Below are 22,478 nucleotides of genomic sequence, written 5' to 3'. Positions count from 1 at the left end.
ACATTCCCCCTCGCGAACAAATATACTTTACGACGTCGCCTTATCGAGCACGGCCTGCATCCACTGGCCGAGCATCGCGCCGACAGTCAGACGTGTTTCATCAAAAGCATGGTCGGCCTCCAGCATATCGAACTGCTGCACAGCCGCCGTTTCATGGAGCTGCAGCTGCCGCCACAGCGGCCCGATCATGTCTGCCGCCGGCGCGACGTCGTCTTTCGCCGCGCCGATGAAGTACAGGTTCCTGTCGTTGAGGTCTTCGGCGGCATGGCGAAGGCCGAACTCGGCGTGAAGACAATACTGGGCGTCTTCATATAAGTCCTTCATACTGGACAGGCGCAGGACGTCGGTTCCCTGAATCAGCAGCTCCTTCAGCGATTCTTCGTCGCCCTTTTCAAACAACGACGGAAAATCGTAAGGAGCCATGACGGCGGCTCCGCAAATCCACGGCAGACGCCGCATGGCGTTCACGGCGGCAAATCCGCCCATGCTGTGGCCGATAAAGAACATCTTGCCCGTATCAATACCGTATGCAGAAGCCGTTTCCGTTGTCCGTGCCCATTCCGCCGCAGCCACGGCGTCTTCGATGATGCCCGACAAGGTATACTGGCCTTCGCTTCCCCAGCAGCCGCGATACGATATGCTTACGGCAACGGCACCCATCCGGCGCAGCCCCTGGCCGATATCGAACAGCGACGTATACCCCGGATACCCGTGCAGGAGGATCACGCAGGGACGCCGTTCCCCCGGCGGCCTTCCCGGTGTCATCACCGTCCCGTATATATGGGCGTCCCCGCCGCCGCTGAGAATACTCAGCCCTTCCAAAGCCGGCGGTATTTCTCCGGGACGGCAAGGCGGGTCCTGATACATATATTCCAAATGCAGCGTCATATTACATCTCCTTTTTAGACCGCATCCGGTCTTTTTTATCCAGCACCCACAGCGTATGGATACAAGCCACCGTTACGATGACGCCGGCCTGAATCCAAAAGGCCAGGAAGGGCAGCCCGGCAATCTGCGGGTGAAAGGTATTCACAAACGGCAGGGCCGCAATAATCCAAATAAACGGAATCACCGTCAATAGGCATTTCATAGCATGTTCCCCCTTTTCGCTGCCAAACACTCTGCGGCGCGGCTTTTATGAATGGAGCCGCAGCCAGTCTACGGCGTACATGGCGTAGATGCCGGCCGCTCCCGGCAGCGCCGATTCGTCAAGCGTAAAGGTATCGCTGTGATGGGAATGCACGGCGCCGACGTCGGGATTATAAATGCCGATCAGGGCGAAGCACCCGGGCTTCTTCTCCAGATAGTAGGCGAAGTCTTCGCCGCCTGTCGTCTTTTCCAGCGTCGTCACGGAGTCGCCGCCCAAAATCTTTCTGACGGCGTCTTCCGCAATGGCCGAGCAGCCTTCCTCGTTGACGACGGGCGGTACCATGACCCGGTACTGCAGTTCTGCCGAGGCGCCGTAAGCCGCCGCCGTGTTCTGAACAATCCGTTCCATCGTCGTCTTGATGTCCTCCGCCATTTCTTTCTTGAAATACCGCGTCGTGCCGCACAGCTCCGCTTCGCCGGAAATGATATTGAACCGCGTGCCGCTCTTCATGGTCCCGATCGTCAGGACGACCGAATCCAGCGGGCTGACATGACGCGACACGACGCTCTGCAAATTCAGGACGATAGCCGATGCGACGACCGTAGCGTCCACGGTCTGCTGAGGCTGCGAGCCGTGGCCTGCCAGGCCGTGTACGAGAATGGTGAATTCATCGGCCGCCGCCATCCGTTCACCTTTTTCGACGGACACCTTCCCCGACGGCACGTCGATCCAAAGATGGCCGCCGAAAATGGAGCCAATTTCTTCATACCAGTTTCCAAAGCGTATCATATACGGCGCGCCGCGCCCCGTTTCTTCGCCGGGCTGAAAAATCAAATACACCGTGCCGTACAGCCGGTCCTTCATGTTGACCAGCATACGCGCCGCCCCTAATAACACGGCGATATGGCCGTCGTGGCCGCAGGCGTGCATACAGCCGCTGCAGCGCGATTTGAAGGGCACGTCGTTTGCTTCCTGTACGGGCAGGGCGTCTATGTCGGCCCGCAGGGCCACAGCTTTTCCCGGATGATCCCCTTCAATCTTGGCGACTACGCCCGTATGCTGCTCCGGATTCACTTCGCACGGAATGCCCATGTCTTCCAGGATATTGACGATTCGCAGCGTCGTCCGCCGTTCCTGAAAGCTCGTTTCCGGATATTCGTGAAACTGCCGCCGCCACTGGCGAATCTGTCCTTCGTATGTTTTCATATATGTTTTAATCATATCGGCGTCGTTCATCAGTAGTTCCCCCTCTGCCGTTCAGATTCTTTCACACTACGCGCCGCGCGGCTCCGTTTTCCCTCCAGCCGCGCAAAAAAGCGCCGTTGAATGCAGATTCAACAGCGCCTTTGCCGCACGTACTATGAAATTAAAGCCATTATAGGGGTTCCCTTTCGCCTTGTCAATAAAAGCCCCGTATTTTTTACAAAATAGTTAGAAATAGTTTAGAAAAAGTAAGGCTTGCGCGTCTATGCCATCCTTTCTATAATGGAAGGTATAAGTAAAGAAAGGACCTCTGCATATGATTGATCTCCACGCTATCGCAACAGAACAGCGCAACGAACAGACGCGGCATATAGACCGGCTGTCTACGCTGGATATGATACGCCTTATCAACGAAGAAGATACAAAGGCTGCCCTCGCCGTCGGCGCTATCGCCCCGGCCATTGCCGACGCCGTCGACTTGATTGCCGGCCGGCTGCGGCAAGGAGGGCGGTTATTTTACATCGGTTCGGGTACGTCGGGACGGCTGGGCATACTCGACGCCGTCGAATGTCCGCCGACGTACAGCACGGACCCCGACATGGTCCAGGGCCTCATCGCCGGCGGGTACGAAGCCATCTTCCGGGCCAAGGAAGGTGCCGAAGACTCACAGGACATGGGACGGGCCGACCTGGCAGCCAAGGCCGTGACGGCAAAAGACGTCGTCGTCGGCCTCAGCGCGTCGGGACGGACGCCCTACGTCCTCGGCGGACTTCAGTACGCCGCTTCCGTCGGCGCAGCGACGATTTCCATCAACTGCTCGCCTCAGGCCCCTATCGCCCAGTATGCACAAATCGACTTATGCGCCCTCGTCGGCCCGGAGGTCATCACCGGCTCGACGCGCATGAAAGCCGGCACGGCGCAGAAGATGATCCTCAACATGCTGTCTACAGGGGCCATGATACGGCTCGGCAAGGTATACGGCAACCTCATGGTCGACGTAAAGGCCTCTAATGAAAAGCTGAAAGAACGAGCCTGCCGCATCGTCATGACGGCGGCCCAATGCGGACGAAGGGACGCCGAACAGGCCTTGCTTCAATGCCGCGGGCAGGCTAAAACGGCCATCGTCATGCTGCGCCTCGGCGTGTCCGCCGCCGAAGCGCAGCAGCGGCTTGCCGCGCACGGCGGATACATAGACCGGGTATGCAAGGAGACGCCTCATGACCGATAAAGAATTAGCGGAACAGCTGCTGGCCGCCGTCGGGCCGGCCGAGCGCATCGTCCACGCCTACAACTGCATGACCCGCCTGCGCCTTCACGTCAAGGACGGCGGCATCCCTGCCGAGGAAATCAAAAAAATTCCCGGCGTCTTAGGCGTCAACAAGTCCGGCGACGAATGGCAGATCGTCCTGGGCCCCGGCAAGGCCACCAAGGTGACGAAGGAGTTTAAAGCCCTTCTGGAAAAAGACAGCGCGACGCCCAAGTCCGACGGCGGCACGATTTCCTCCCTTGCCCAGGCCGCGTCGGTCGGCGACGGGAAAGAGCTCCACGACGCCATACAAAAAAAGAACGCCACGCCGGCTAAGCTGGCCTTAAAGAAAATTTCCGCCATTTTCGTCCCCATCATTCCGGCCTTCATCGCCTGCGGCCTCATTACGGGACTGCTGAACGTCGCCTTGAAAATAGAACCGTCGTGGGCGGCGTCGCCTATTGCGCAAATGCTGGCCGTCGCCGGCAGCGCCGCTTTCTTCGGCCTGAATATATTCGTCGGCATCAACGCCGTAAAGACCTTCGGCGGTTCGCCCATGCTCGGCGGCGTGCTGGCCGCCGTCATGAGCCATCCGTCTCTGGCGTCGATTTCAGCAGACGGCATCGCCTTCGCGCCCGGCCGGGGCGGCGTCGTCGCCGTCCTCCTCGTGTCGCTGTTCGCCGCCTGGCTGGAAAAAAAGCTCCATCGCCATATTCCGGACATGTTCGACCTCTTTGCGACGCCCCTCATTACGGTCCTCGTTTCCACCTTCGCGGCCCTCTGCATCTGCCAGCCCGTCGGCGGCTTCATATCGGAGGCCATCGGCGCGGCGGCAACGGAATCTATCCGTTCCGGCGGAGCCGTCACGGGATTCCTGTTAGGCGGAGCCTTCCTGCCCATGGTCATGGCCGGCGTACACCAGGGCCTTACGCCGATTCACGCCGAGCTGCTGTCCCGCTACGGCGTGACGATTCTCCTGCCCGTCCTGGCTATGGCCGGCGGCGGTCAGGTCGGGGCAGCCTTAGCCGTATACGTCAAAACGAAAAACAAAGGGCTGCGCAAAACCATCGCCACCGCCCTTCCCGTCGGCATCATGGGCGTCGGCGAGCCCCTCATCTACGGCGTCACCCTGCCCTTAGGCAAGCCCTTTATCGGCGCCTGCATCGGCGGAGCCTGCGGCGGTGCCGTCCAGGCCTACTACATGGTCGGCTCGGCCGCCTTAGGAATTTCCGGCCTGCCCCTGGCGGCCAGCACCGATAATATTCCCATCTACCTGCTCGGCCTGGCCGTATCCTACGCCGCCGGCTTCCTCGCCGCCTGGATTCTCGGCTTCGACGACCCCGAGCCATAAGGAGGAACGACATCATGAAAACGGGAATCTCCCTGTACCCGGGCCTGCACGGCGCGGCAGAAGAACATATGAAATTATTGGAAAAGGCCGCAGACGCAGGCATAAGCCGCGTGTTTACGTCCCTGCATATTCCCGAAGCAGACACTGCGGCGCTGCGCAGGGAACTGCGCGCCCTGCTGCAGACGGCACGGCGGCGCGGCCTAGACGTCGTCGCCGACGTATCGCCCCAAACGGCGGCCATCCTCGGCGCCGACAGCCTTCAGCCGCAGCAGCTGGTGGAACTGGGCATCACGACAGCCCGCCTGGACTACGGCTTCGACGTGCGAAAGACGGCCTTGTTCAGCCGCGTCATGCCCGTCCAGCTCAACGCCTCGACGGTGCAGCCCGAGTACATAGACGCCCTGCGCGACGCCGGCGCGGAGTTTTCCCGCATCGACTGCCTGCACAACTTCTATCCCCGGCCCCATACGGGACTGAGCGAAGCCTTTTTTACCGCCCAGACGGCGCGGCTGCAGCAGGATGGCCTGTCCGTCGGAGCCTTCATTCCCAGCCAGCACGGCCGGCGCGGGCCTTTGTTTGAAGGGCTGCCGACGCTGGAAGACCATCGCCGCCTCGACGTCAGCCTGACGGCCCGGCACCTGGCCGCCTTAGGCGTCCAGTCGGTCTTCATCGGCGATGCCCAGCCGTCCGACGCAGAGCTGGAAGCCCTCGCCGCAGCGGGCCGCGAAGAAAAGGACGTCGTCGTCTTAAAGGCCCGCCTCTGCAGCCGCGAGCCCTGGATCCGCGATTTCCTGTCCTATACCTTTACGTCCCGCCTGGACCCGTCCCGCGATATGATACGGACGCAGGAAAGCCGCTCTCACGCGAGCAGCTCCATTGTAAGAGACGAGGCTTGCCCCCGCCGCGGCCTGCGGCGCGGTGACGTAACCATCGACACGGATATGTACTTGCGGTACCGGGGAGAAATGGCGATTATGACGGCCGACGCCGAAGACGACGACAAGACGATGATCGCCGCCCAAATCCTGCCGGAAGAACGATTTTTACTGAAATACATCACGCCGGGACGGCGATTCCGCTTAGAATTCGTCCGCTGATTAGGATCTGCAGTTCAGCAGCACGACGGCTCCCAAAATACAGGCGATACCGCCGAGACCGGCTGCCGTAAGAGGTTCGTGAAATACGGCGACGCCGACGAGGGTCGACGTCAGCGGTTCTACAGATGCCAGAATGGACGCTTTCCCCGCTTCCATCTTGTTGAGCCCCAGCGTATACAGGCCGAAGGGCAGGGCCGTCGACACGACGCCCAGCAGGACGAACAGGGCCGCCGCTTCGGGCACTGCCAGGACGACAGCGGCAATCTGTCCGGCATGGCTGAAGCCGATAAGCCCGGCCGCAGCGACGACAAAGGTCCATGTCGTCACGGCAAAGGGCGTGTACTTCGCCAAGGCGTAGCGGGCAAAAATCGAATACAGGGCGTAGCCGAAGCCGGCCCCCAGCCCAGCCAGGACGCCGGGAACGTTGACTTTCCCTACGCCCAGCCCGCTGACCAAGACGCAGCCGGCAAAGGCCAGGACCAGGCACAGGGCTTTCACCGGCGTGAAGGCTTCTTTAAACAACAGGACCGACAGGACCATGACGATGCTCGGCGCGGTGTACAGCAAAATGGCCGCCATGGACAAGGTCGTCAGCTGAATCGCCGTGAAATAGCAGATGTTGAAAAAGACGATGCTGCACAGGCCCGTCCCCAGGAACATCCATATATCCCGTTTGGCAATGGCCAGCTCCGACGCCCTCGTGCTGGCCATGAACAGCACCATGACCACTGCCGTCACAAAGGAGCGGCCGAAGGCAATCTGGACCGGCGAAAATCCCAGCGCCGCCAGCTGACGGGAAAAAATCCCGATGACGCCCCAGCAGATGCCGGCGGCGATAATAAAAAACGGCGCCGTCTTGCCGTCAAGTCGTATAGTCATAGTCCATCCCTTCTTTTCCCTTTGTTATGCGTTTCATAGTAAAAGACTTTCGTCTCATTGTCAATACGCTGCCATAAGCGCGCCGCTATCGCCGCGCGCCTATGGCATGGTATACTACATGTATATGCACGATGTATAGTCACGGTATCTGCTTCGCCGATACCGCCTCTGCCGCCCTGCCTGCGCAGGAGAAAGGAGATACCTCTCATGTCCGCATTATCATGGAAACGAGCGGCCATACGCGCCGCCATCTGCATCACCCTCAGCACAGTCGCCGCACCGGCCGTGCCGGTTCAGGCCATCAACCTCGGAACCATCGGCACCCTCATCGGAGCCGGCGTCCAGTACGCCAGCCTGAACAAGCAGCTCAGCTACCTGGACAACGAAGGGCGCGACGAATTCATGGAGCAGGTCAAGGCCCAGTACGGCGTCAATTACGATCCCCAGGCCAACGCCATGACGGCCCGCGTCATGGAAAACCTGTCCCGCTCCGTCGCGGCCATCGACCCGTCCATCCTGGATAAGCCGTACAATTATTTCGTCAACAACGACACGTCCTTCAACGCCTTCTGTACCATCGGCCACAACATGAGCGTCAACATCGGCCTCTTCGAGCCCCTGAACTACAATGAAAACGAAGTCGCCTTCGTCTTGGCTCACGAAATGGGTCACGGCCAGGAAAACCATCCCATCGAGGGCGTCAAGAAATCCATGCCCCTCGATTTGCTGGCATCGCTGGCCGGAGCCAACGGCAGCGCAGCCCAGCTCGGTTCGGCTATCTTGTCACAAATCGGCACGGCTAACCTGGTCACTAAGCCCATGGAAAAGGAAGCGGACAAGCTGGCCTTCGAATACGCCGTCGGCGCAGGCTACAATCCCGGCGCAGGAGCCGCCTTATGGCAGCGCATGCTGGAAAAGGGCGGCTCCGTCAAGACGAGCGGCGTCATGGAGCTGTTCAACGACCATCCGACCAACGTCAGCCGCCGCGACACGTACAGCAAGACCCTGACGAAATGGAGCAACAACGTCGTCAAGGTCGACGCCGAAACGGGCATGATTTCCATCCGCGGCAAAGAATGGTTCGCCCCGGCCGATACGGCCTCTATGAGCGGCCGGGAGCAGGCTTACCTGGTTGCCGGCAACCTGGCCGCCGTCTACCACCAGAACAAGCGGCCGACGGCCTCCGTCCATACACAGGGACAGATGCTCTACGTCGGGGCCCAGCCCATTGCCGACCTGAGCGCCGAGCCAGACCCAGCCGCCGTGACGGCACGCCTGCAGGCCCTGCTGTAATCGGCATAACACAGTATCTTTTATTTTCCCTGCCTAAATGATACAATAGCAGGCAGGAGGAATCACACTTATGGATCATGAAATGAAATTAGCCGTCCTCATCGACGCGGAAAATATTTCCAATAAATACATCGACGTTATCTTATCGGAAGCCAACAACTTAGGCGACGTCATATACAAGCGCATTTACGGAAACTGGACGACGCCGCAGATGGCCTCGTGGCGCAGCACCATTCTGGACAACGCTATCCAGCCCGTGCAGCAGTACAGCAACACGACGCGCAAGAATTCGTCCGATTCGGCCCTCATCATCGACACGATGGACCTGCTGTATCAGAGCCATCTCGACGGCTTCTGCATCGTATCGTCGGACAGCGACTTTACCCGCCTGGCATCGCGCCTGCGCGAATCGCAGAAATACGTTCTCGGCATGGGCGAAAGCAAGACGCCCCGCTCCTTCATCTCGGCGTGCAACAAGTTTCTGTATTTAGACGTCCTGCTGGAAGAAGCGGAAGAAAACGAAAGCGAAGAAGCTAAGCCTGTTTCAACGCCGGATACAGCCGTAGCGGCCCAGCCTTACGTACCGGCTCACGAAAAAACGCCGGGCAAGGATTTCCTGACCATCAAGCAGGCTCTCATCAAGCTGACCGAAGAAAACTCCGACGACAACGGCTGGATTTTTTCCGGCACCCTGGGGAATTTGCTGAGCAAGCAGTTCTCCGACTTCGACGTGCGCAACTTCGGCTACAAGAAATTCGTCCCCTTTATCGAATCACTGAAGCTGTTCGACGTAAACACCATTACGGACGACAAGAACAAGACGGTAAAGCACAATTACTTCCGCCTCAAGTCGCAGACGTCGTACCGTCCGGCCCGCTCGTCCCATCCGTATCACAAGAATTACCGCTAATACGGCGAAGTACAATGGAACGGCCCATCCCGTTCCATGGCACCTCGTTTTTCCTATCGGCCTGCTCCCTTGGAAATACAGACGAAAGGAAGGGTTCCCATGTCTGACGAACAAATGCAGAAAACGCTCGAATCGCTGTCCCGAAAGCATCCGAACCGGCCCATCGCCGTGACGGCCGATTTGGCCAACGACAACTTAAACAGCATTTGCCGCCTGTCCCTGGCATGGATCAGCGACGGCAGCGTCCACGGTCTCACCTTCTTGATCAAGCCGCCGACGGACGAGTTTACGTGCCGCAAAATCACGGCCGACATGGTCGCCGACTGCCAGCCCTTCGCCGACGTCTGGGACGGTGAAATCAAGATATTGCTGAAAAACGCCGTCCTTTCGGCGTATTCGTCAGAACAGCTCTTCCTGGCCATCAAGGCCAGCTACGAAGCCAGCGGCAAGCCCTTTTCCATGGAAGACGCCTACGTCCGCGACCTGAAATTTCTCGCCGCGGCCTATATTGCCGACTTGGAAAACTTTTCTTTTTTATCGATTATGCATTACATGAACATTTCTGTAGACCTGGACAATTCCCTCAGCCGGGCCATGGCCTGCGCATGCGGCATGAACTGGATGGAAAATCTGTATCCCATCGGCAACTACGGGCTGCCCCTGTCGGCCGTCATGGCCGGCGCGCTCCACGAACCGACGGAGGAAGAAACGCAGCGAAAGGCTGATGCGCACAAAACACTAGAACAGGCCGCTCACTATATGCAGCGCCTCTTCCTGCCCTTCGTCCTGCTGTGCCTGATTCTGGCTGGCTACTATCTATACTCGCTGCAGGAAAACGCCAAGACTCACGTCGACTTTTCGCAGTACTCGTCAGTCAAGGCCGTGCCGCCGGAGCAAAAGCCCTCCTTTCCAGCCATCGAGACGAATAAAGAGTACCTGATGCTCCGCGGCACCTACATCGTCTGCGACGCCAGGACTATTCCAGAATTTCTCGACGCCTTTCAAAACCACGACGTCGAGCTGATTCGCCAGATGGTGCGCTCCGACGAGGTCATCGTCTTTATGAATCCAACGCGCGTAAAATCACTGAGCCCGGCCGATGAAAAAGGCTTCGTCCTCGTAAAAATCCTCGGCGGCGAATACGACGGCGCGACGGGCTACGCCCACAGCATGATGCTGGAATAAGACTGTACTTCACACACCGACATACGCCCTCTTTACAGAAAGGACACGATATTGATTATGAAGCACTCTCCTATAGTTACGTTTCTCAAAGGTTTAATCGTCGGCGGCACGATGCTCGTCCCCGGCGTCAGCGGCGGCTCCATGGCCATCGTATTAGGCATATACGACAAGCTCATTCACGCCGTCAGCGCCCTGACGCGGCTCGATAAGGCCTCCTTCATCTTCCTGTGCGCCTTCTCCGCCGGCGGCGGCCTCGGCATCATCGCCTTCGCCAAACCGCTGCTCCACTTCATGGAAACGTATCCTATTCCCACATCATACTTCTTCCTGGGCGCCGTAGCCGGCAGCGTCCCCATTACCTTCCGTCAGGGAAATATTTCCAGCCTGTCGGCCAAGGCCGTCCTGTATATCCTCTTAGGCGTGGTCATCGTCGCCTTGTTTGCCGCCGCGCCTATAGACGGGCTGCACGCCCAGACCGACGGCGGCCTGTTCTTCCTCATTCTGTGGATCGTGACGGGCTTCGTCGCCTCTATCGCCCTCATTCTGCCAGGCATCAGCGTATCGTACCTGCTGTATCTCTTAGGCGTATACGACCAGATACTGCTGGCCATCAGCAGCCTGTCCTTTTCCTTGCTCATCCCCTTGGGCGGCGGCGTCATCGCCGGCATCCTGGCGACGACGAAATTGCTGGAAAAGGCCATGAACCGCTATCCCCAGGCGACGTATCTCATCATCTTAGGCTTCGTCCTCGGCTCCATGTGGGAGCTGTTCCCCGGCGTCCCGACAGACCTGCTCTCCCTCGTATCCGCCGCCGTTCCCCTGGCTGCCGGCTTCGCCGTCATCTACACCCTTTCAAAGCAAGAGCTTTCCTAAATACTTTATAAAAAAAGCTGAATGCACGCATTATAGGCGTATGCATTCAGCTTTTTTAGTATGCTCTTACATGATGGATAGCTGCGAATTCAGGACGTCTGTAATGAACATGTATCCCGGCGCATGGGTAATCATGAACTCAGGCTTCACGGCCATGGCCACGGCCTGAGGCGTGACGCCGCAGGCCCAGAAGACGGGCACTTCGCCCGGCTTGATGTCGGACCGTTCGCCGAAGTCGGGCTTATCGATGTCGGAAATGCCGATGGCTTCGGGATCGCCGATGTGGATCGGCGCGCCGTGGACGAAGGGCATGCGCGTCGTAATCTGCACGGCCCGGATCGCATCGGCAGGCTTCATGGGCCGCATGGACACGACCATGGGACCGTGAAATACGCCGGCCGGCACGCACTCGATATTCGTCTTGTACATGGGCACGTTGTGGTTGTCCGTAATGTGGCGGATTTCCAGGCCCGCCTCTATCATAGGGCCTTCAAAAGAAAAACTGCAGCCCAGCAAAAAGGCCACCAAATCGTCGCGCCAGAACGGCGCGGCATCGGTCACTTCGTCAGTCAGCTCGCCATGGCGATAAATGCGGTACCGCGGTATGTCGTGCCGCAGGTCGGCCTCGGGAGCCACGAGCTTCGGAACGGGAGAGCCGGCTTCCGTCACGTCCAATACGGGGCAGGGTACCTTGTTGCGCTGCGTGAACAGCAGGAAATCAAAGGCCAGCTCCTTCGGCAGCACGGCCATATTGGCCTGGGCGTAGGGAGCGCACATGCCGCTCGTCGGCTTATCCAATTCTCCGGCCCGGATGAGGCTTCGCACTTCTGCCGGAGATGCTTTCGCTAAATCCATGACAGTTCCCTTCTTTCTACGTATTTAAAATCTCTTCCAGATGCTCTTCCAAATAATTCGTGTTGACCTGGCCGCAGCGGAAGGCCTCCGTCATCAATATCTTCCGCTGCAGGGGGATATTCGTCGTCACGCCTTCGATTTTAAAATCAGCCAGGGCTTTTTCCATCTTGTCGATGGCTTCCAGCCGCGTCGGGGCCCATACGATGAGCTTGGCAATCATCGAGTCGTAAAACGGCGTAATGACGCAGCCTCTGTACATGGCGCTGTCCACGCGGATACCGCGGCCGAAAGGAGGCGTGTAGCGCGTGATTTTCCCCGGGCAGGGCATGAAATTGTGCATCGGGTCTTCGGCATTGATGCGGCATTCGACGGCCCAGCCGTTCATGCGGATATCGGCCTGCGTCCACGGCAGCTTTTCCCCTGCCGCGACGAGTATTTGCGCCTTGATCAGATCCGTCCCCGTCACCATTTCCGTGACGGGATGTTCAACCTGGATGCGCGTATTCATTTCCATGAAATAGAAATTTCCCGTATCGTCTACGATGAATTCTATGGTGCCTGCGCCGCTGTAGTCGACGGCTTTGGCGGCCATGACGGCGGCTTCGCCCATCTTCTTCCGCATGTCCGGCGACACGACGGGCGACGGCGCTTCCTCAATGACCTTCTGATGACGGCGCTGCGTCGAGCAGTCCCGTTCGCCCAGGTAGACGACGTTGCCGTAATTGTCGGCCATGATCTGAATTTCTACATGCCGCGAATGGGATAAGTATTTTTCCAAATACACGCCGGCGTTGCCGAAGGAGCGTTCCGCTTCCTGTGAAGCCTGCCGCAGGGCCTTGACCAGCTCCGTGCTGTCTTCGACGATGCGCATCCCCTTGCCGCCGCCGCCGGCCGTAGCCTTGATCAGCACGGGATAGCCGATGGCTTCTGCCGTGCGGCGCGCTTCGTCTTCATCGCAGATGACGTCTTCCGTTCCCGGAATGACGGGCACGCCGACGCGCTTCATCGTGCTGCGGGCCATGGCCTTGTCGCCCATGTGGCGGATAGCTTCACCGCTGGCTCCGATGTAGGTGAAGTGATAGTTTGCGCAGGCGTCGGCAAAATCGGCGTTTTCCGACAAAAATCCATAGCCCGGATGAATGGCATCGGCCTTAGCCGCCTTCGCCGTTTCGATAATGCGGGCAATATCCAAATAGCTTTTCTTGGCCTGAGCCTGTCCGATGCAGTACGCTTCGTCGGCCAGGCGGACAGGCAGGGAATCGCGGTCGGCTTCAGAATATACGACGACGGCGCTGATTCCCAACTCGTGACATGCTTTGATAATACGCACGGCAATTTCGCCGCGGTTGGCAATCAATACTTTCTTAAACATATGCCCAAGCCCTTTCTATGCGCCGACATGGCCTTTTTTCACCTTGAACAACGGCTGGCCGAATTCGACGAACTCGCCGTCTTTTACCAGCACTTCCGTAATCTCGCCTTCTACCATCGCTTCGACTTCCGTAAAGAGCTTCATCGCCTCCAATACGCAGACGACCGTATTCGGCGTCACGGCCGAGCCGACCTTTACGAAGGGAGGCGCCTTGGGGTCCGGTGCGCTGTAGAAGGTGCCTACGATAGGCGCCGTAATTTCGACGATGTGCTCGCCGGGCTGCGGGGCTTCAGCCGGAGCGGCGGCGGGCTGGACAGCCGGCATCATCGGCTGCGGCACGGCGACGGCTACGGGCGCGCCGCCCTTTTCCAGCAGGACCTTTCCGTCCTCATAGGCCAGTTCCATCTTATTCAGGGATGACGTTTCAAGAATCCGTACTAATTCCTTGATTTCTTCTAACGATAACAAACAAATCCCTCCTAGTTATAGCATGCCTGCGACGGCAATCTTTATATTTTCCATGCAGCGTTCCATGTCGATAAACAGGCGCTCGCCTTCTTCGTTGCTGATCAGCCTGAAATACATGCGGTCGCCCGGCTTGAGCTGGGCCACGCGGGCCACGTCAACCTGGGCGACCTGGCCGATGACGGGATAGCCCGCCGTCGTCTGGTGGTCGGCCATCAGGATGATGGGCATGCCGTTGGGCGGTACCTGTATGGTTCCCAGCCCGGCGACTTCGGAAATCATTTCCAAGGGCCGCTTCATTTCCAGCTTCGGGCCGTTCAGGCGATAGCCCATGCGGTCGGACTGGGTCGTAATGAGAAAGTCCGTCCCGAAGAAGTCGTACTTGGCCTTTTCCGTAAACTCGTCGTACTGCAAGCCCGCCATGACCTTGATCGGCTTGCGCAGCCGTTCCGGCGTCGTGTGAACCTTGCTGATGCTCCAGCGGGCGTGCGTAAAGGAATGGGCACCGCGGGTCAGCAGGTTGAACATCATCTGCTGGCCGTACTCGCTGGGCTCCTTCGTATTCAGCAAATCGCCGCGGCGCAGGGCCCGCCCTTCCAACCCGCCGAACTGAGCCCGCAGATAGGTGCTCTTGCTGCCCATGACGACGGGCACGTCGTACCCGCCGGCCACGGCCAGATAGGCCCGGCAGCCGACGACACAGGGGCCGAAGCGCAGGATCGCGCCGGCCTTGACGGCGACGGGACGGTGCATGGGCACCTTCTGGCCGTCGATCACCGGGCCGAAATCGCCGCCGGTAATAGCGATGAGCGTATCCGACGTAAACTCGATCGTCGGCCCCATGAGGGTGATTTCCAAAGCCCCTTCGGTTTCATCATTGCCGACCAGTATATTCGCCAGCCGCAGGGAATACACGTCCATCGCCCCTGAAGGGATGACGCCGATCTTCTGGTATCCATAGCGTCCCGTATCCTGAATCGTCGTCAGCAGGCCCGGGCGGATAATGTTAAGACTCATGGCCGTATTCCTCCTTTAAGGCTGCAAATTCTTCTTCCGATACGGCGTAAAACTTCACGATGTCGCCGGCGTGCAGCAGGCTCGGATCGTCTTCCTTCTTCAAGGAAAACATATCCATCGGCGTGCGCCCGATAATCTGCCAGCCGCCGGGCGTGCTCAGGGGATATCCCCCGGTCTGTTCGCCGGCAATGCCGATGCTGCAGGCCGGTATGGCTACGCGCGGCGTATCGCGGCGCGGCGTGGCGATGCGCTTGTCCATGCCGCCCAAATAGGGAAATCCCGGACAGAAGCCGATCATGTACACCAGGTATTCCGGCTCCGTATGGATGGCGATGACTTCCTCTACAGACAAATGATTGTACTGGGCCACATAGTCGATATCCGGCCCGTATTCTCCGCCGTAGCATACGGGAATCTGCACGACCCGGGCCGTTTCCTTCTGTACGTCGGCCAGCTGTTCCATGCATCTGCAGAGGTACGCCGACGTAATCTCCAGGGCCGAGTCGCTTTTATACTTACCGGCCTGCTTTTTGACGACGAAGGGATTGTAGTACACGGCCAGGCTCGTATACGAAATGACGTATTCTATCATCCCGGCGAAGGGATGGGTTTCCAAATAATCGGCCAGCGCCTTGACCTTGCAGTGAATTTCCGGGCTGATCGTACTGCCGAAATTCACGAGGACGCCGGCTTCGCCTAACGGTTTTATCGTAAATTCATGGTTCAAGCGTAACAGCCTCCCTGTCACATAAACAATTTAGGCAGCTGCTTCATAATAGTCAGCACGCCCATGTACGCCGTCATGATAACGACGATGACGCCGAAAATGCTCATCCACACCGGATGCTTGTAATCGCCGACGATCGATTTCTTATGGGCCGCGATGATCATGACCAGCAGCGTAACCGGCAGGATCAGACCATTCAGCGTCCCTACGAGGATCAGCGTCTTGACGGGCTGGCCGACGAAGGCGAAGACGACCGTCGAAAAGACGATGAAGGCGATGACAAACCAGCGGTAGTTGTTTTCGATTTTAGGGCTGAAGGTGCGGATAAAGGAAACGGACGTATAGGCCGCGCCGATAACCGACGAAATAGCCGCCGACCACATGACGACGCCGAAGACCTTGTAGCCGATATCGCCGACAGCCAGCTTGAATACCGAAGCCGGCGGATTGGCCGGGTCGAGCTGCAGGCCGCTGGCTACGACGCCCAGCGTCGCCAGGAACAGGAATACGCGCATGACGCCGGTCAGGCAGACGCCGGTAACGGAGCTGCGCGTAATCTGGGGCAGCGCTTCCTTGCCGACAACGCCGGCGTCGACCAGGCGATGGCCGCCGGAGAAGGTAATATACCCGCCGACGGTGCCGCCGACGAGGGTGACGATCGCCAAGGGATCGATGACGTCGGGCACGAAGGTCTTCATGACGGCTTCTCCCACAGGCGGGGCCGAAGAAACGGCGACGTACAAGGTCAGCACGATCATGACGACGCCTGCGACCTGGGTGAATTTATCCATGAGTACGCCCGCTTCTTTAAATACGAAAATCGAAATGGCGATAACTGCGCTGATGGCCGCACCGGTTACCGTATCCATGCCGAAGATGACGCTGAAGCCCATGCCGGCGCCGGCAATGTTGCCGATGTTAAAGCCCAGGCCGCCCATGACGATCAGCGCCGCCACGACGTATCCCAAGCCGGGAAGAACCATATTGGCCACGTCCTGGCCGCGCTTTCCCGAAATGCCGATGACCCGCCATACATTGAGCTGTGAGCCGATATCCAAAATAATAGACGTCAAGATGACGAAGCCAAAGCTGGCCAGCAGCTGCTCCGTAAATACGGTCGTCTGCGTTAAAAATCCCGGACCGATAGACGACGTAGCCATCAGGAAGGCTGCGCCCATCAGCACGCTGAAATCAAATCCTTTTTTAGTTTTCATATTCTCGCCTCTTCCCCCTTCATCTCAAGACACCGTTACCGATGTATAAAGGACGTTATTTGAATCTGTTCCTTCTGCAGCGCCTCGCCGATGCTCTTAGCAAAGGCCAGGGCCTTCGGGCTGTCACCGTGAATGCAGACCGTATCGGCCTTGACAGGAATGTCCTTGCCCGTCGCCGTACGGACCTTGCCTTCGGTAATCATCGTCAGCACCTGCCGTATCGACGCGGCGTCGTCTGTAATCATGGCGTTCGGCTGCGTCCGCGGCGTCAGCGACCCGTCTTCCTGATAGGTCCTGTCGGCAAATACCTCGCTGGCCGTCTGCAATCCCGCCGCTTCCCCGGCTTTGACCAGCCAGCTGCCGGCCAGGCCGAACAACACCAGCTGCGGGTCAACGTCGTACACGGCCTTGGCAATCGCTTCGGACATGGCCTGATCCTTGGCCGCCATGTTGTACAGGGCACCGTGGGGCTTAACGTGCTGCAGCCTGCCGCCTTCGGCCTTGACAAAGGCCGACAAGGCGCCGACCTGATAGACGATTAAATCGTAGATTTCATCGGGCTTCATGGCGATATTGCGGCGGCCGAAGCCGTTCAAATCCATAAAACCCGGATGCGCGCCGACTGCCACGCCCCGTTCCAGTGCCAGGCGCACCGTCTTGTGCATGACGAAGGGATCGCCGGCATGCATGCCGCAGGCGATATTCGCCGAGCTGACGTAATTTAAGACGTCACTGTCGTTGCCGATGGTATACATGCCGAAGCTTTCGCCTAAATCGCTGTTTAAATCGATTTTCATCATATGAAATTCCTCCCGTTTATTTTCATATTTTATACAAAAAAGCGCTGAATATTAAACATACTCAGCGCTTTTATCCAGTAAAGTATATTTATAATTCATTATAATATACCACGGAAACCCTTGTCAATATATAGTCATTTCGACTATTTTCTTAAATTTTTAATAAAAACAGGGCCTATCTTCCGTTCTGGCGGTACATTACATATTTTCACATACTTTAAAGATTTTTATTGCATCAATATAAATTTTTTTATTTTTATCGCTATAATCCTGCGTTTTTATTTTCAAATGAAATTTAATTGCGCCATTCGAAAACGCCGCGGTTCAGGACAGCCTTCCCCGTCGTCTTGTTGACCAGCTTGAAGTAAGCCGTTCCTTCACCCATCTTCCAAAGCTGCAGCATAACCGGCGTATCGGGGAACAAGACTGACGTCATCTGCGCCGCCATGCGGGTCATCCGTTCCGGCTCGCCCGGAATCAGCGCGCCTATCGCCATGCGGCAGGCAAAGCCGAAGGAGCACAGGCCCTGCATGAACGACGTTTCAAAGCCCATCTTCTGGGCGTACTGCGGGTCGACGTGCACTAAATTCGTATCGCCGGTCAAGCGGTACAGGAGGTTCTGCACGGGGCTGATATAATCGTCGATTTCAACGTCGGGACCCCTGTCGGGAATCTGGACGGGGCTCTTGGGCATGGGCGCGCCGCCGAAGCCGCCGGCTTCGTGAAAAAAGGTCGTCGAGTAGTTGGTGCATACGTCGTTGCCCGCCTCGTCGCGCACGTCGATGCGCGTGCGCACGACGGCGCCCTTGCCTTCGCCGCGGTCGTATACGTCTGTAATAACATCCTGGTACTGGAAGGTTCCCTTAATCGGATCGATAGGCCGGTGCATGATAATTTCGTGGTCCATGTTCAAGAAGGAAATAGTCGGCTTGATGATGTCATTGGCCAGCATAGACGCCGGCAGAGGCATCCACTGATACGGCCGGACGTTGACCGTCCCCCAGTACGGCACGGTACCGTAGGTCGGGATGGCCTTCAAATACTTCTCATAGGTATACATCAAATCGTCCCGCTTGGCTCCGACTGCCAAAGCGTACAATACGACGTCGCGCCAGTTGTACTCCAGATAGCGCGGCTCCATCTTTTTTCCTACGAGGATTTCATCCAATTTCAGCTTCATCATACGTCACTCCTTTATGCGTTCTCGCGTCTAGTATCTACGTACTATTGTACACGATGCACAAGGGAATATCTACAGGACCGTATGCCCCCTGGCTGGACTTTTATTGCCAATACCTGTCCAGACGGGCGGCGGCAGCCTCGATGTCGTTGATCAGCTTGCACGTGTGATACCCGTCGGCCACGGCGTGATGAACTGAGACGGCCAGCGGCAGCAGCACCTTTTCCCCGGCAGCCTCGAATTTCCCGAAGCGGATGAGGGGAAACAGGAGGGAGTTTTCAGCGTACGTATCCTGAGAAAAGGACGTGAAGTGAAGCCACGGCACCGCCGACACGGGGCAGAAATTAGGCGGCTGATTGGGCTTGGCCTTGACGAAGCCTTCGCCGTCCTTGTAAGTCTCCATATCTGCGGCAACGCCGTCGTAAAAGGCCTGCAGGTCTGCGTCGTACTCGCTCCAAATATCGGAAAAAGTCTTATCCCTTTCGTGAAAGACCGTATAACAGGGCACGACGACATCCCAGTATCCCAGCCGGCCGTCGCCGTCAAAGCTCATGCGGAATTCCCTGTTCTCATTGACGGCCCGCATGATCGCATACAACATAAGAGGAAAAAACCGCAGCTGCCGCTGTTTCTGAAACTCCCGCAGCGGCGCAATATCGATGTGGGCCGTCAGCGTGTAGCGGCACTTGATTTGATTGTAATAATAATTGAAATGGTCCCTGCGGGGCCACGTTTCCCAGTCGATGGGATGAAACATAAGCAATCTCTCCTCACTATCCAGATATGGCGCAGCGGACGGCCTTATACGATTTTTTCGGCAATCAGTATATCCATCACATGCTGATGCAGCGTGCCGCCGCTGACGCAGTCGAAGATAATTTCTTCGCAGCGGTGGAATTTCCAATCGGCAAACAGCGAAAACAGCTCGCCTGACCGCCAATAACCGCCGTCGATCTCTTCATCAGGCGGAGGCGGAATAAAAGGCTTCTGGGCGAATACGTTCAGGGCGCACAAGCCGCCGGGCCGGATGCAGCGCTGGTACTCCTGCAGGATGGCGCCTCGCCGCTCCGGCGGAAGATAGTGCAGCACGCCGCTTGCAAACAGTATATCATATTCCTGCTGCGGCACATACTCCAGCATGTCGGCCCGGAAGAATTCTGCCGCCGCCGTCGGATACTGGCTCGCCAGCCATTTCGCCTTAGCAATGCTTTCGGCGGCTAAATCAAAGCCGACAGCCCGATACCCGCACCGCGCCAGAAACACGGCGTCCTTTCCCTCGCCGCATCCCATATCCAGGACAAGACGCCGCTGCGACGGCGGTTTCAGCCGCAGGATATCGTAGCACATCTCATTGGGCTCCAGGCCCCAATAAAACTCGTCGGCCTGATACCGGTCGGCATAGACAGTCTTTCCATACTGCCGATGATGCCCCAGCAGCTCGTCGGTGCTCGTCTGCAGCAAATCCGCCAAGGCCGGCAGCAGCAGGATGTCGGGCATCGTCTCGCCCCGCTCCCATTTGGAAATGGCCTGAGCCGATAGGTGCAGGGCCTTCGCGATATACTCCTGCGTAAAACCCAGCTCCTTGCGGCGGCGCAGCAGTATATTTCCAAATTGTGTCTTCATCGCTTTCACCTCTCCCTCTAATGGTACGGCACGACGCTTTGCTATGGCAATAACTATCTGCGGGAATTATTCAGATAAATTCCCCTATCCGTTGATATGGCAGAATTCCTCGAAATATCCGAATCACTCAGGCCGACGTTGCGATGTATCCTAAAATCAGCTATCATCAAATAAAAACCATATAGGAGGGCAGCTTCATGGCACAACACATCATCGTCGTCGACTACGACCCTTGCTGGGAACAGAAATACCTGGCCGAAGCGGAAACCATACGCGCCATTCTGGGCGAAAACTGCACGGCAATCTTCCACATCGGCAGCACCGCCGTCAAAGGACTGAAAGCCAAGCCCATTATCGACATCATGCCCGTCGTCCGCGACATAGCCGCTGTAGACGAAAAGCAAGGCGCCTTCGAAGGAATAGGCTACGAATACTTAGGCGAATTCGGCATGGCCCGCCGGCGCTACCTGCGCAAAGGCGGCGACGAGCGGACGCACCAGGTCCATATCTTTCAGGAAACGGACAGAGCCAATATCGAACGCCATCTGGCTGTCCGCGATTTCCTGCGGGCCCACGGCGAGATCGCCCGGCAGTACGGCGCGCTGAAGGAAACCCTGGCCCGCCAATATCCCTACGACATCGAAGGCTACTGCGACGGCAAAGAGGCCTTTGTAAAAGACCTGGAACGGCAGGCATTGCGTTGGAAACAGAACGCACCTTCATCTATTTGACGAGGTGCCGTCCAGATGATATAGTAAAAATCAGATACGTTAAACACATGCGTTATATCCGTTATTTTTCTTTACATAATAAATAATTATGTCCGTTATGTTTTGTCTTTAAATGCTATCATGCCCTATAACATCAAATAATGCCATTACGGCATCGTACGAAAGGAGTTTTGCCCTATGAAAAATACCATCGCTACGCTGCAGGCGCAAAAGGACAACCACGACAAGATTACCATGCTCACGGCTTACGACTATTCGACGGCCAAGCTCATGGACGAAGCGGGCATCAACATGCTGCTCGTCGGCGATTCTCTCGGCATGGTTATGCTCGGCTACGAAGACACCCTGCCGGTCACGATGGAAGACATGATCCATCACACCAAAGCCGTATCGCGGGGCGCAAAAAACGCTTTCGTCGTCGGCGACATGCCCTTCATGTCCTACCAGACGTCTATTTACGACGCCGTATACAACGCCGGCCGGCTCATGAAGGAAGGCCGCTGCCACGCCGTCAAGCTCGAAGGCGGCATGAGCGTATGCCCGCAGATTAAAGCCATCGTCGAAGCGGGAATTCCCGTCGTCGGCCACATCGGCCTGACGCCCCAGTCGGTCAACGCCTTAGGCGGCTTTAAAGTACAGGGCAAGAGCGAAGAAGCGGCCCGCAAGCTCATCGAAGAAGCCAAGGCTGTCGAAGCGGCCGGAGCCTTTGCCATCGTCCTCGAATGCGTACCGGCCAAGCTTGCCGAGCTCATTACGGCATCCCTGCGCATCCCGACCCTCGGCATCGGTGCCGGCGTCCACTGCGACGGCCAAATCCTGATTTATCAGGACATGCTGGCCCTGTTCAGCGACTTTACGCCGAAATTCGCCAAGCAGTTCGCCAACGTTGGAGCCCTCATGAAGCAGGCCTTCGCCGACTACATCAAGGAAACAAAGGAAGGCGCCTTCCCCGGCCCGGAACACGGCTTTAAAATCGACGACGAAGTCATTGAAAAATTAAAACAGTAGGAAACAAAAAAAGCTATGCCATCCCATGGGAGACATAGCTTTTAGTCATTTATAATCCATATGCAAAATGTATATACGACAGACTTTGACATAGCCCGTATATCGCATATACCAACCATCTAGGCGCTGCAAAAAGCGGCAGGCCGTTAATCCTAGCCCCGGAAATGGGCGATGCCTTATGACACCATACGCCCTGTTGACCTTCGTATTCTTAGTGGTACTTTGTATTATTGCATTGAAAGCATAAAAGGAAATCCGCCCCACAGCTACCAACTATAGGCGGATTTTCTTTTTTCCTATGATATGGGACTGACCGTTGCCGGCAGCGCCTTTTTTCTATGTTTATTATACGTAAATCC

General features: G+C 57.2%; 23 protein-coding genes. 9 read left to right on the top strand and 14 right to left on the bottom strand.

Annotated elements, in window-relative coordinates; genetic code table 11:
• Positions 1 to 27: 27 nt before the first annotated feature.
• From CJ260_RS07330 to CJ260_RS07320, 3 genes are read right to left on the bottom strand one after another with little or no spacing between them, the layout of a single operon-like run.
• A complete protein-coding gene (locus tag CJ260_RS07330; RefSeq protein ID WP_095629716.1) occupies positions 28 to 888 on the bottom strand; it encodes a S9 family peptidase in 861 nt (286 codons plus the stop codon).
• Position 889: 1 nt separating this feature from the next.
• Positions 890 to 1,090, bottom strand: a complete 201-nt coding sequence (locus CJ260_RS07325; RefSeq protein ID WP_095629715.1) for a DUF3311 domain-containing protein — start codon at positions 1,088 to 1,090, stop codon at positions 890 to 892.
• Positions 1,091 to 1,135: 45 nt separating this feature from the next.
• On the bottom strand, positions 1,136 to 2,296 hold the full coding sequence (locus tag CJ260_RS07320) for an amidohydrolase (protein WP_369831725.1): 1,161 nt from the start codon (positions 2,294 to 2,296) through the stop codon (positions 1,136 to 1,138).
• 313 nt (positions 2,297 to 2,609) lie between these two features.
• Here CJ260_RS07320 and murQ point away from each other — a divergent pair, with 313 nt between their 5' ends.
• The 3 genes from murQ to CJ260_RS07305 are packed head-to-tail and all read left to right on the top strand — an operon-like array spanning position 2,610 to position 5,987.
• The gene (murQ, locus tag CJ260_RS07315; RefSeq protein ID WP_095629713.1) at positions 2,610 to 3,521 is read left to right on the top strand and encodes an N-acetylmuramic acid 6-phosphate etherase; all 912 of its coding nucleotides are present in this window, start codon (positions 2,610 to 2,612) and stop codon (positions 3,519 to 3,521) included.
• A complete protein-coding gene (locus CJ260_RS07310) occupies positions 3,511 to 4,890 on the top strand; it encodes a PTS transporter subunit EIIC (RefSeq protein WP_095629712.1) in 1,380 nt (459 codons plus the stop codon). The genes murQ and CJ260_RS07310 overlap by 11 nt, the downstream gene beginning before the upstream one ends.
• Positions 4,891 to 4,904: 14 nt before the next feature.
• Positions 4,905 to 5,987: a MupG family TIM beta-alpha barrel fold protein gene (locus CJ260_RS07305; RefSeq protein ID WP_095629711.1), complete on the top strand. Its 1,083-nt coding sequence runs from the start codon at positions 4,905 to 4,907 to the stop codon at positions 5,985 to 5,987.
• On the opposite strand, the gene CJ260_RS07300 is transcribed toward CJ260_RS07305, so the two are convergent.
• Complete coding sequence (locus CJ260_RS07300; protein ID WP_233127920.1) at positions 5,988 to 6,866, bottom strand: DMT family transporter; 879 nt, start codon at positions 6,864 to 6,866, stop codon at positions 5,988 to 5,990.
• A 207-nt stretch (positions 6,867 to 7,073) separates the two neighbouring features.
• On the opposite strand from CJ260_RS07300, the gene CJ260_RS07295 reads away from it, so the two are divergent.
• The 4 genes from CJ260_RS07295 (at position 7,074) to CJ260_RS07280 (ending at position 11,127) form a co-directional block, all read left to right on the top strand.
• The gene (locus tag CJ260_RS07295) at positions 7,074 to 8,159 is read left to right on the top strand and encodes a M48 family metallopeptidase (protein WP_095629710.1); all 1,086 of its coding nucleotides are present in this window, start codon (positions 7,074 to 7,076) and stop codon (positions 8,157 to 8,159) included.
• A gap of 70 nt (positions 8,160 to 8,229) precedes the next feature.
• Positions 8,230 to 9,069, top strand: a complete 840-nt coding sequence (locus CJ260_RS07290; protein ID WP_087478143.1) for an NYN domain-containing protein — start codon at positions 8,230 to 8,232, stop codon at positions 9,067 to 9,069.
• A gap of 99 nt (positions 9,070 to 9,168) precedes the next feature.
• A complete protein-coding gene (locus tag CJ260_RS07285; protein ID WP_233127919.1) occupies positions 9,169 to 10,254 on the top strand; it encodes a hypothetical protein in 1,086 nt (361 codons plus the stop codon).
• Positions 10,255 to 10,311: 57 nt separating this feature from the next.
• Positions 10,312 to 11,127 carry a DUF368 domain-containing protein gene (locus CJ260_RS07280; protein WP_095629728.1) on the top strand — a complete coding sequence of 272 codons (816 nt, stop codon included), beginning with the start codon at positions 10,312 to 10,314 and terminating at the stop codon, positions 11,125 to 11,127.
• A 66-nt stretch (positions 11,128 to 11,193) separates the two neighbouring features.
• Here the strand turns inward: CJ260_RS07280 and CJ260_RS07275 are convergent, their stop codons facing one another.
• The 10 genes from CJ260_RS07275 to CJ260_RS07230 all read right to left on the bottom strand — a co-directional run bounded on the left by CJ260_RS07275 (position 11,194) and on the right by CJ260_RS07230 (position 20,380).
• Complete coding sequence (locus CJ260_RS07275; protein WP_087478144.1) at positions 11,194 to 11,982, bottom strand: putative hydro-lyase; 789 nt, start codon at positions 11,980 to 11,982, stop codon at positions 11,194 to 11,196.
• Between the two features lie 16 nt (positions 11,983 to 11,998).
• Complete coding sequence (accC, locus tag CJ260_RS07270; RefSeq protein WP_095629709.1) at positions 11,999 to 13,354, bottom strand: acetyl-CoA carboxylase biotin carboxylase subunit; 1,356 nt, start codon at positions 13,352 to 13,354, stop codon at positions 11,999 to 12,001.
• Between the two features lie 15 nt (positions 13,355 to 13,369).
• On the bottom strand, positions 13,370 to 13,822 hold the full coding sequence (accB, locus tag CJ260_RS07265) for an acetyl-CoA carboxylase biotin carboxyl carrier protein (protein ID WP_095629708.1): 453 nt from the start codon (positions 13,820 to 13,822) through the stop codon (positions 13,370 to 13,372).
• Between the two features lie 15 nt (positions 13,823 to 13,837).
• On the bottom strand, positions 13,838 to 14,836 hold the full coding sequence (locus tag CJ260_RS07260; RefSeq protein ID WP_095629707.1) for a biotin-dependent carboxyltransferase family protein: 999 nt from the start codon (positions 14,834 to 14,836) through the stop codon (positions 13,838 to 13,840).
• Entirely contained in the window at positions 14,826 to 15,563 is a 738-nt protein-coding gene (gene pxpB, locus CJ260_RS07255; protein ID WP_198643501.1) for a 5-oxoprolinase subunit PxpB, read from the bottom strand. The genes CJ260_RS07260 and pxpB overlap by 11 nt, the downstream gene beginning before the upstream one ends.
• Positions 15,564 to 15,580: 17 nt before the next feature.
• Positions 15,581 to 16,777: an NRAMP family divalent metal transporter gene (locus CJ260_RS07250; protein ID WP_095629706.1), complete on the bottom strand. Its 1,197-nt coding sequence runs from the start codon at positions 16,775 to 16,777 to the stop codon at positions 15,581 to 15,583.
• 35 nt (positions 16,778 to 16,812) lie between these two features.
• Positions 16,813 to 17,577 (bottom strand): LamB/YcsF family protein, encoded by a 765-nt coding sequence (locus CJ260_RS07245; protein WP_095629705.1) that lies wholly within the window; start codon positions 17,575 to 17,577, stop codon positions 16,813 to 16,815.
• A gap of 295 nt (positions 17,578 to 17,872) precedes the next feature.
• A complete protein-coding gene (locus tag CJ260_RS07240) occupies positions 17,873 to 18,760 on the bottom strand; it encodes a MaoC/PaaZ C-terminal domain-containing protein (RefSeq protein ID WP_087478150.1) in 888 nt (295 codons plus the stop codon).
• A gap of 100 nt (positions 18,761 to 18,860) precedes the next feature.
• Positions 18,861 to 19,514, bottom strand: a complete 654-nt coding sequence (locus tag CJ260_RS07235) for a CatA-like O-acetyltransferase (RefSeq protein WP_095629704.1) — start codon at positions 19,512 to 19,514, stop codon at positions 18,861 to 18,863.
• Positions 19,515 to 19,558: 44 nt separating this feature from the next.
• The gene (locus tag CJ260_RS07230) at positions 19,559 to 20,380 is read right to left on the bottom strand and encodes a methyltransferase domain-containing protein (protein ID WP_095629703.1); all 822 of its coding nucleotides are present in this window, start codon (positions 20,378 to 20,380) and stop codon (positions 19,559 to 19,561) included.
• A gap of 197 nt (positions 20,381 to 20,577) precedes the next feature.
• Between CJ260_RS07230 and CJ260_RS07225 the strand changes: the two genes are divergently transcribed.
• Positions 20,578 to 21,111, top strand: a complete 534-nt coding sequence (locus tag CJ260_RS07225; protein ID WP_095629702.1) for a GrpB family protein — start codon at positions 20,578 to 20,580, stop codon at positions 21,109 to 21,111.
• A gap of 177 nt (positions 21,112 to 21,288) precedes the next feature.
• On the top strand, positions 21,289 to 22,119 hold the full coding sequence (panB, locus tag CJ260_RS07220) for a 3-methyl-2-oxobutanoate hydroxymethyltransferase (RefSeq protein ID WP_095629701.1): 831 nt from the start codon (positions 21,289 to 21,291) through the stop codon (positions 22,117 to 22,119).
• Positions 22,120 to 22,478 lie beyond the last annotated feature (359 nt).

It is taken from the genome of Megasphaera sp. ASD88 (assembly GCF_002287425.1).
In the GTDB taxonomy this organism is placed as follows: domain Bacteria; phylum Bacillota; class Negativicutes; order Veillonellales; family Megasphaeraceae; genus Megasphaera; species Megasphaera stantonii.
This window is presented reverse-complemented; position numbering and strand designations above follow the sequence as displayed.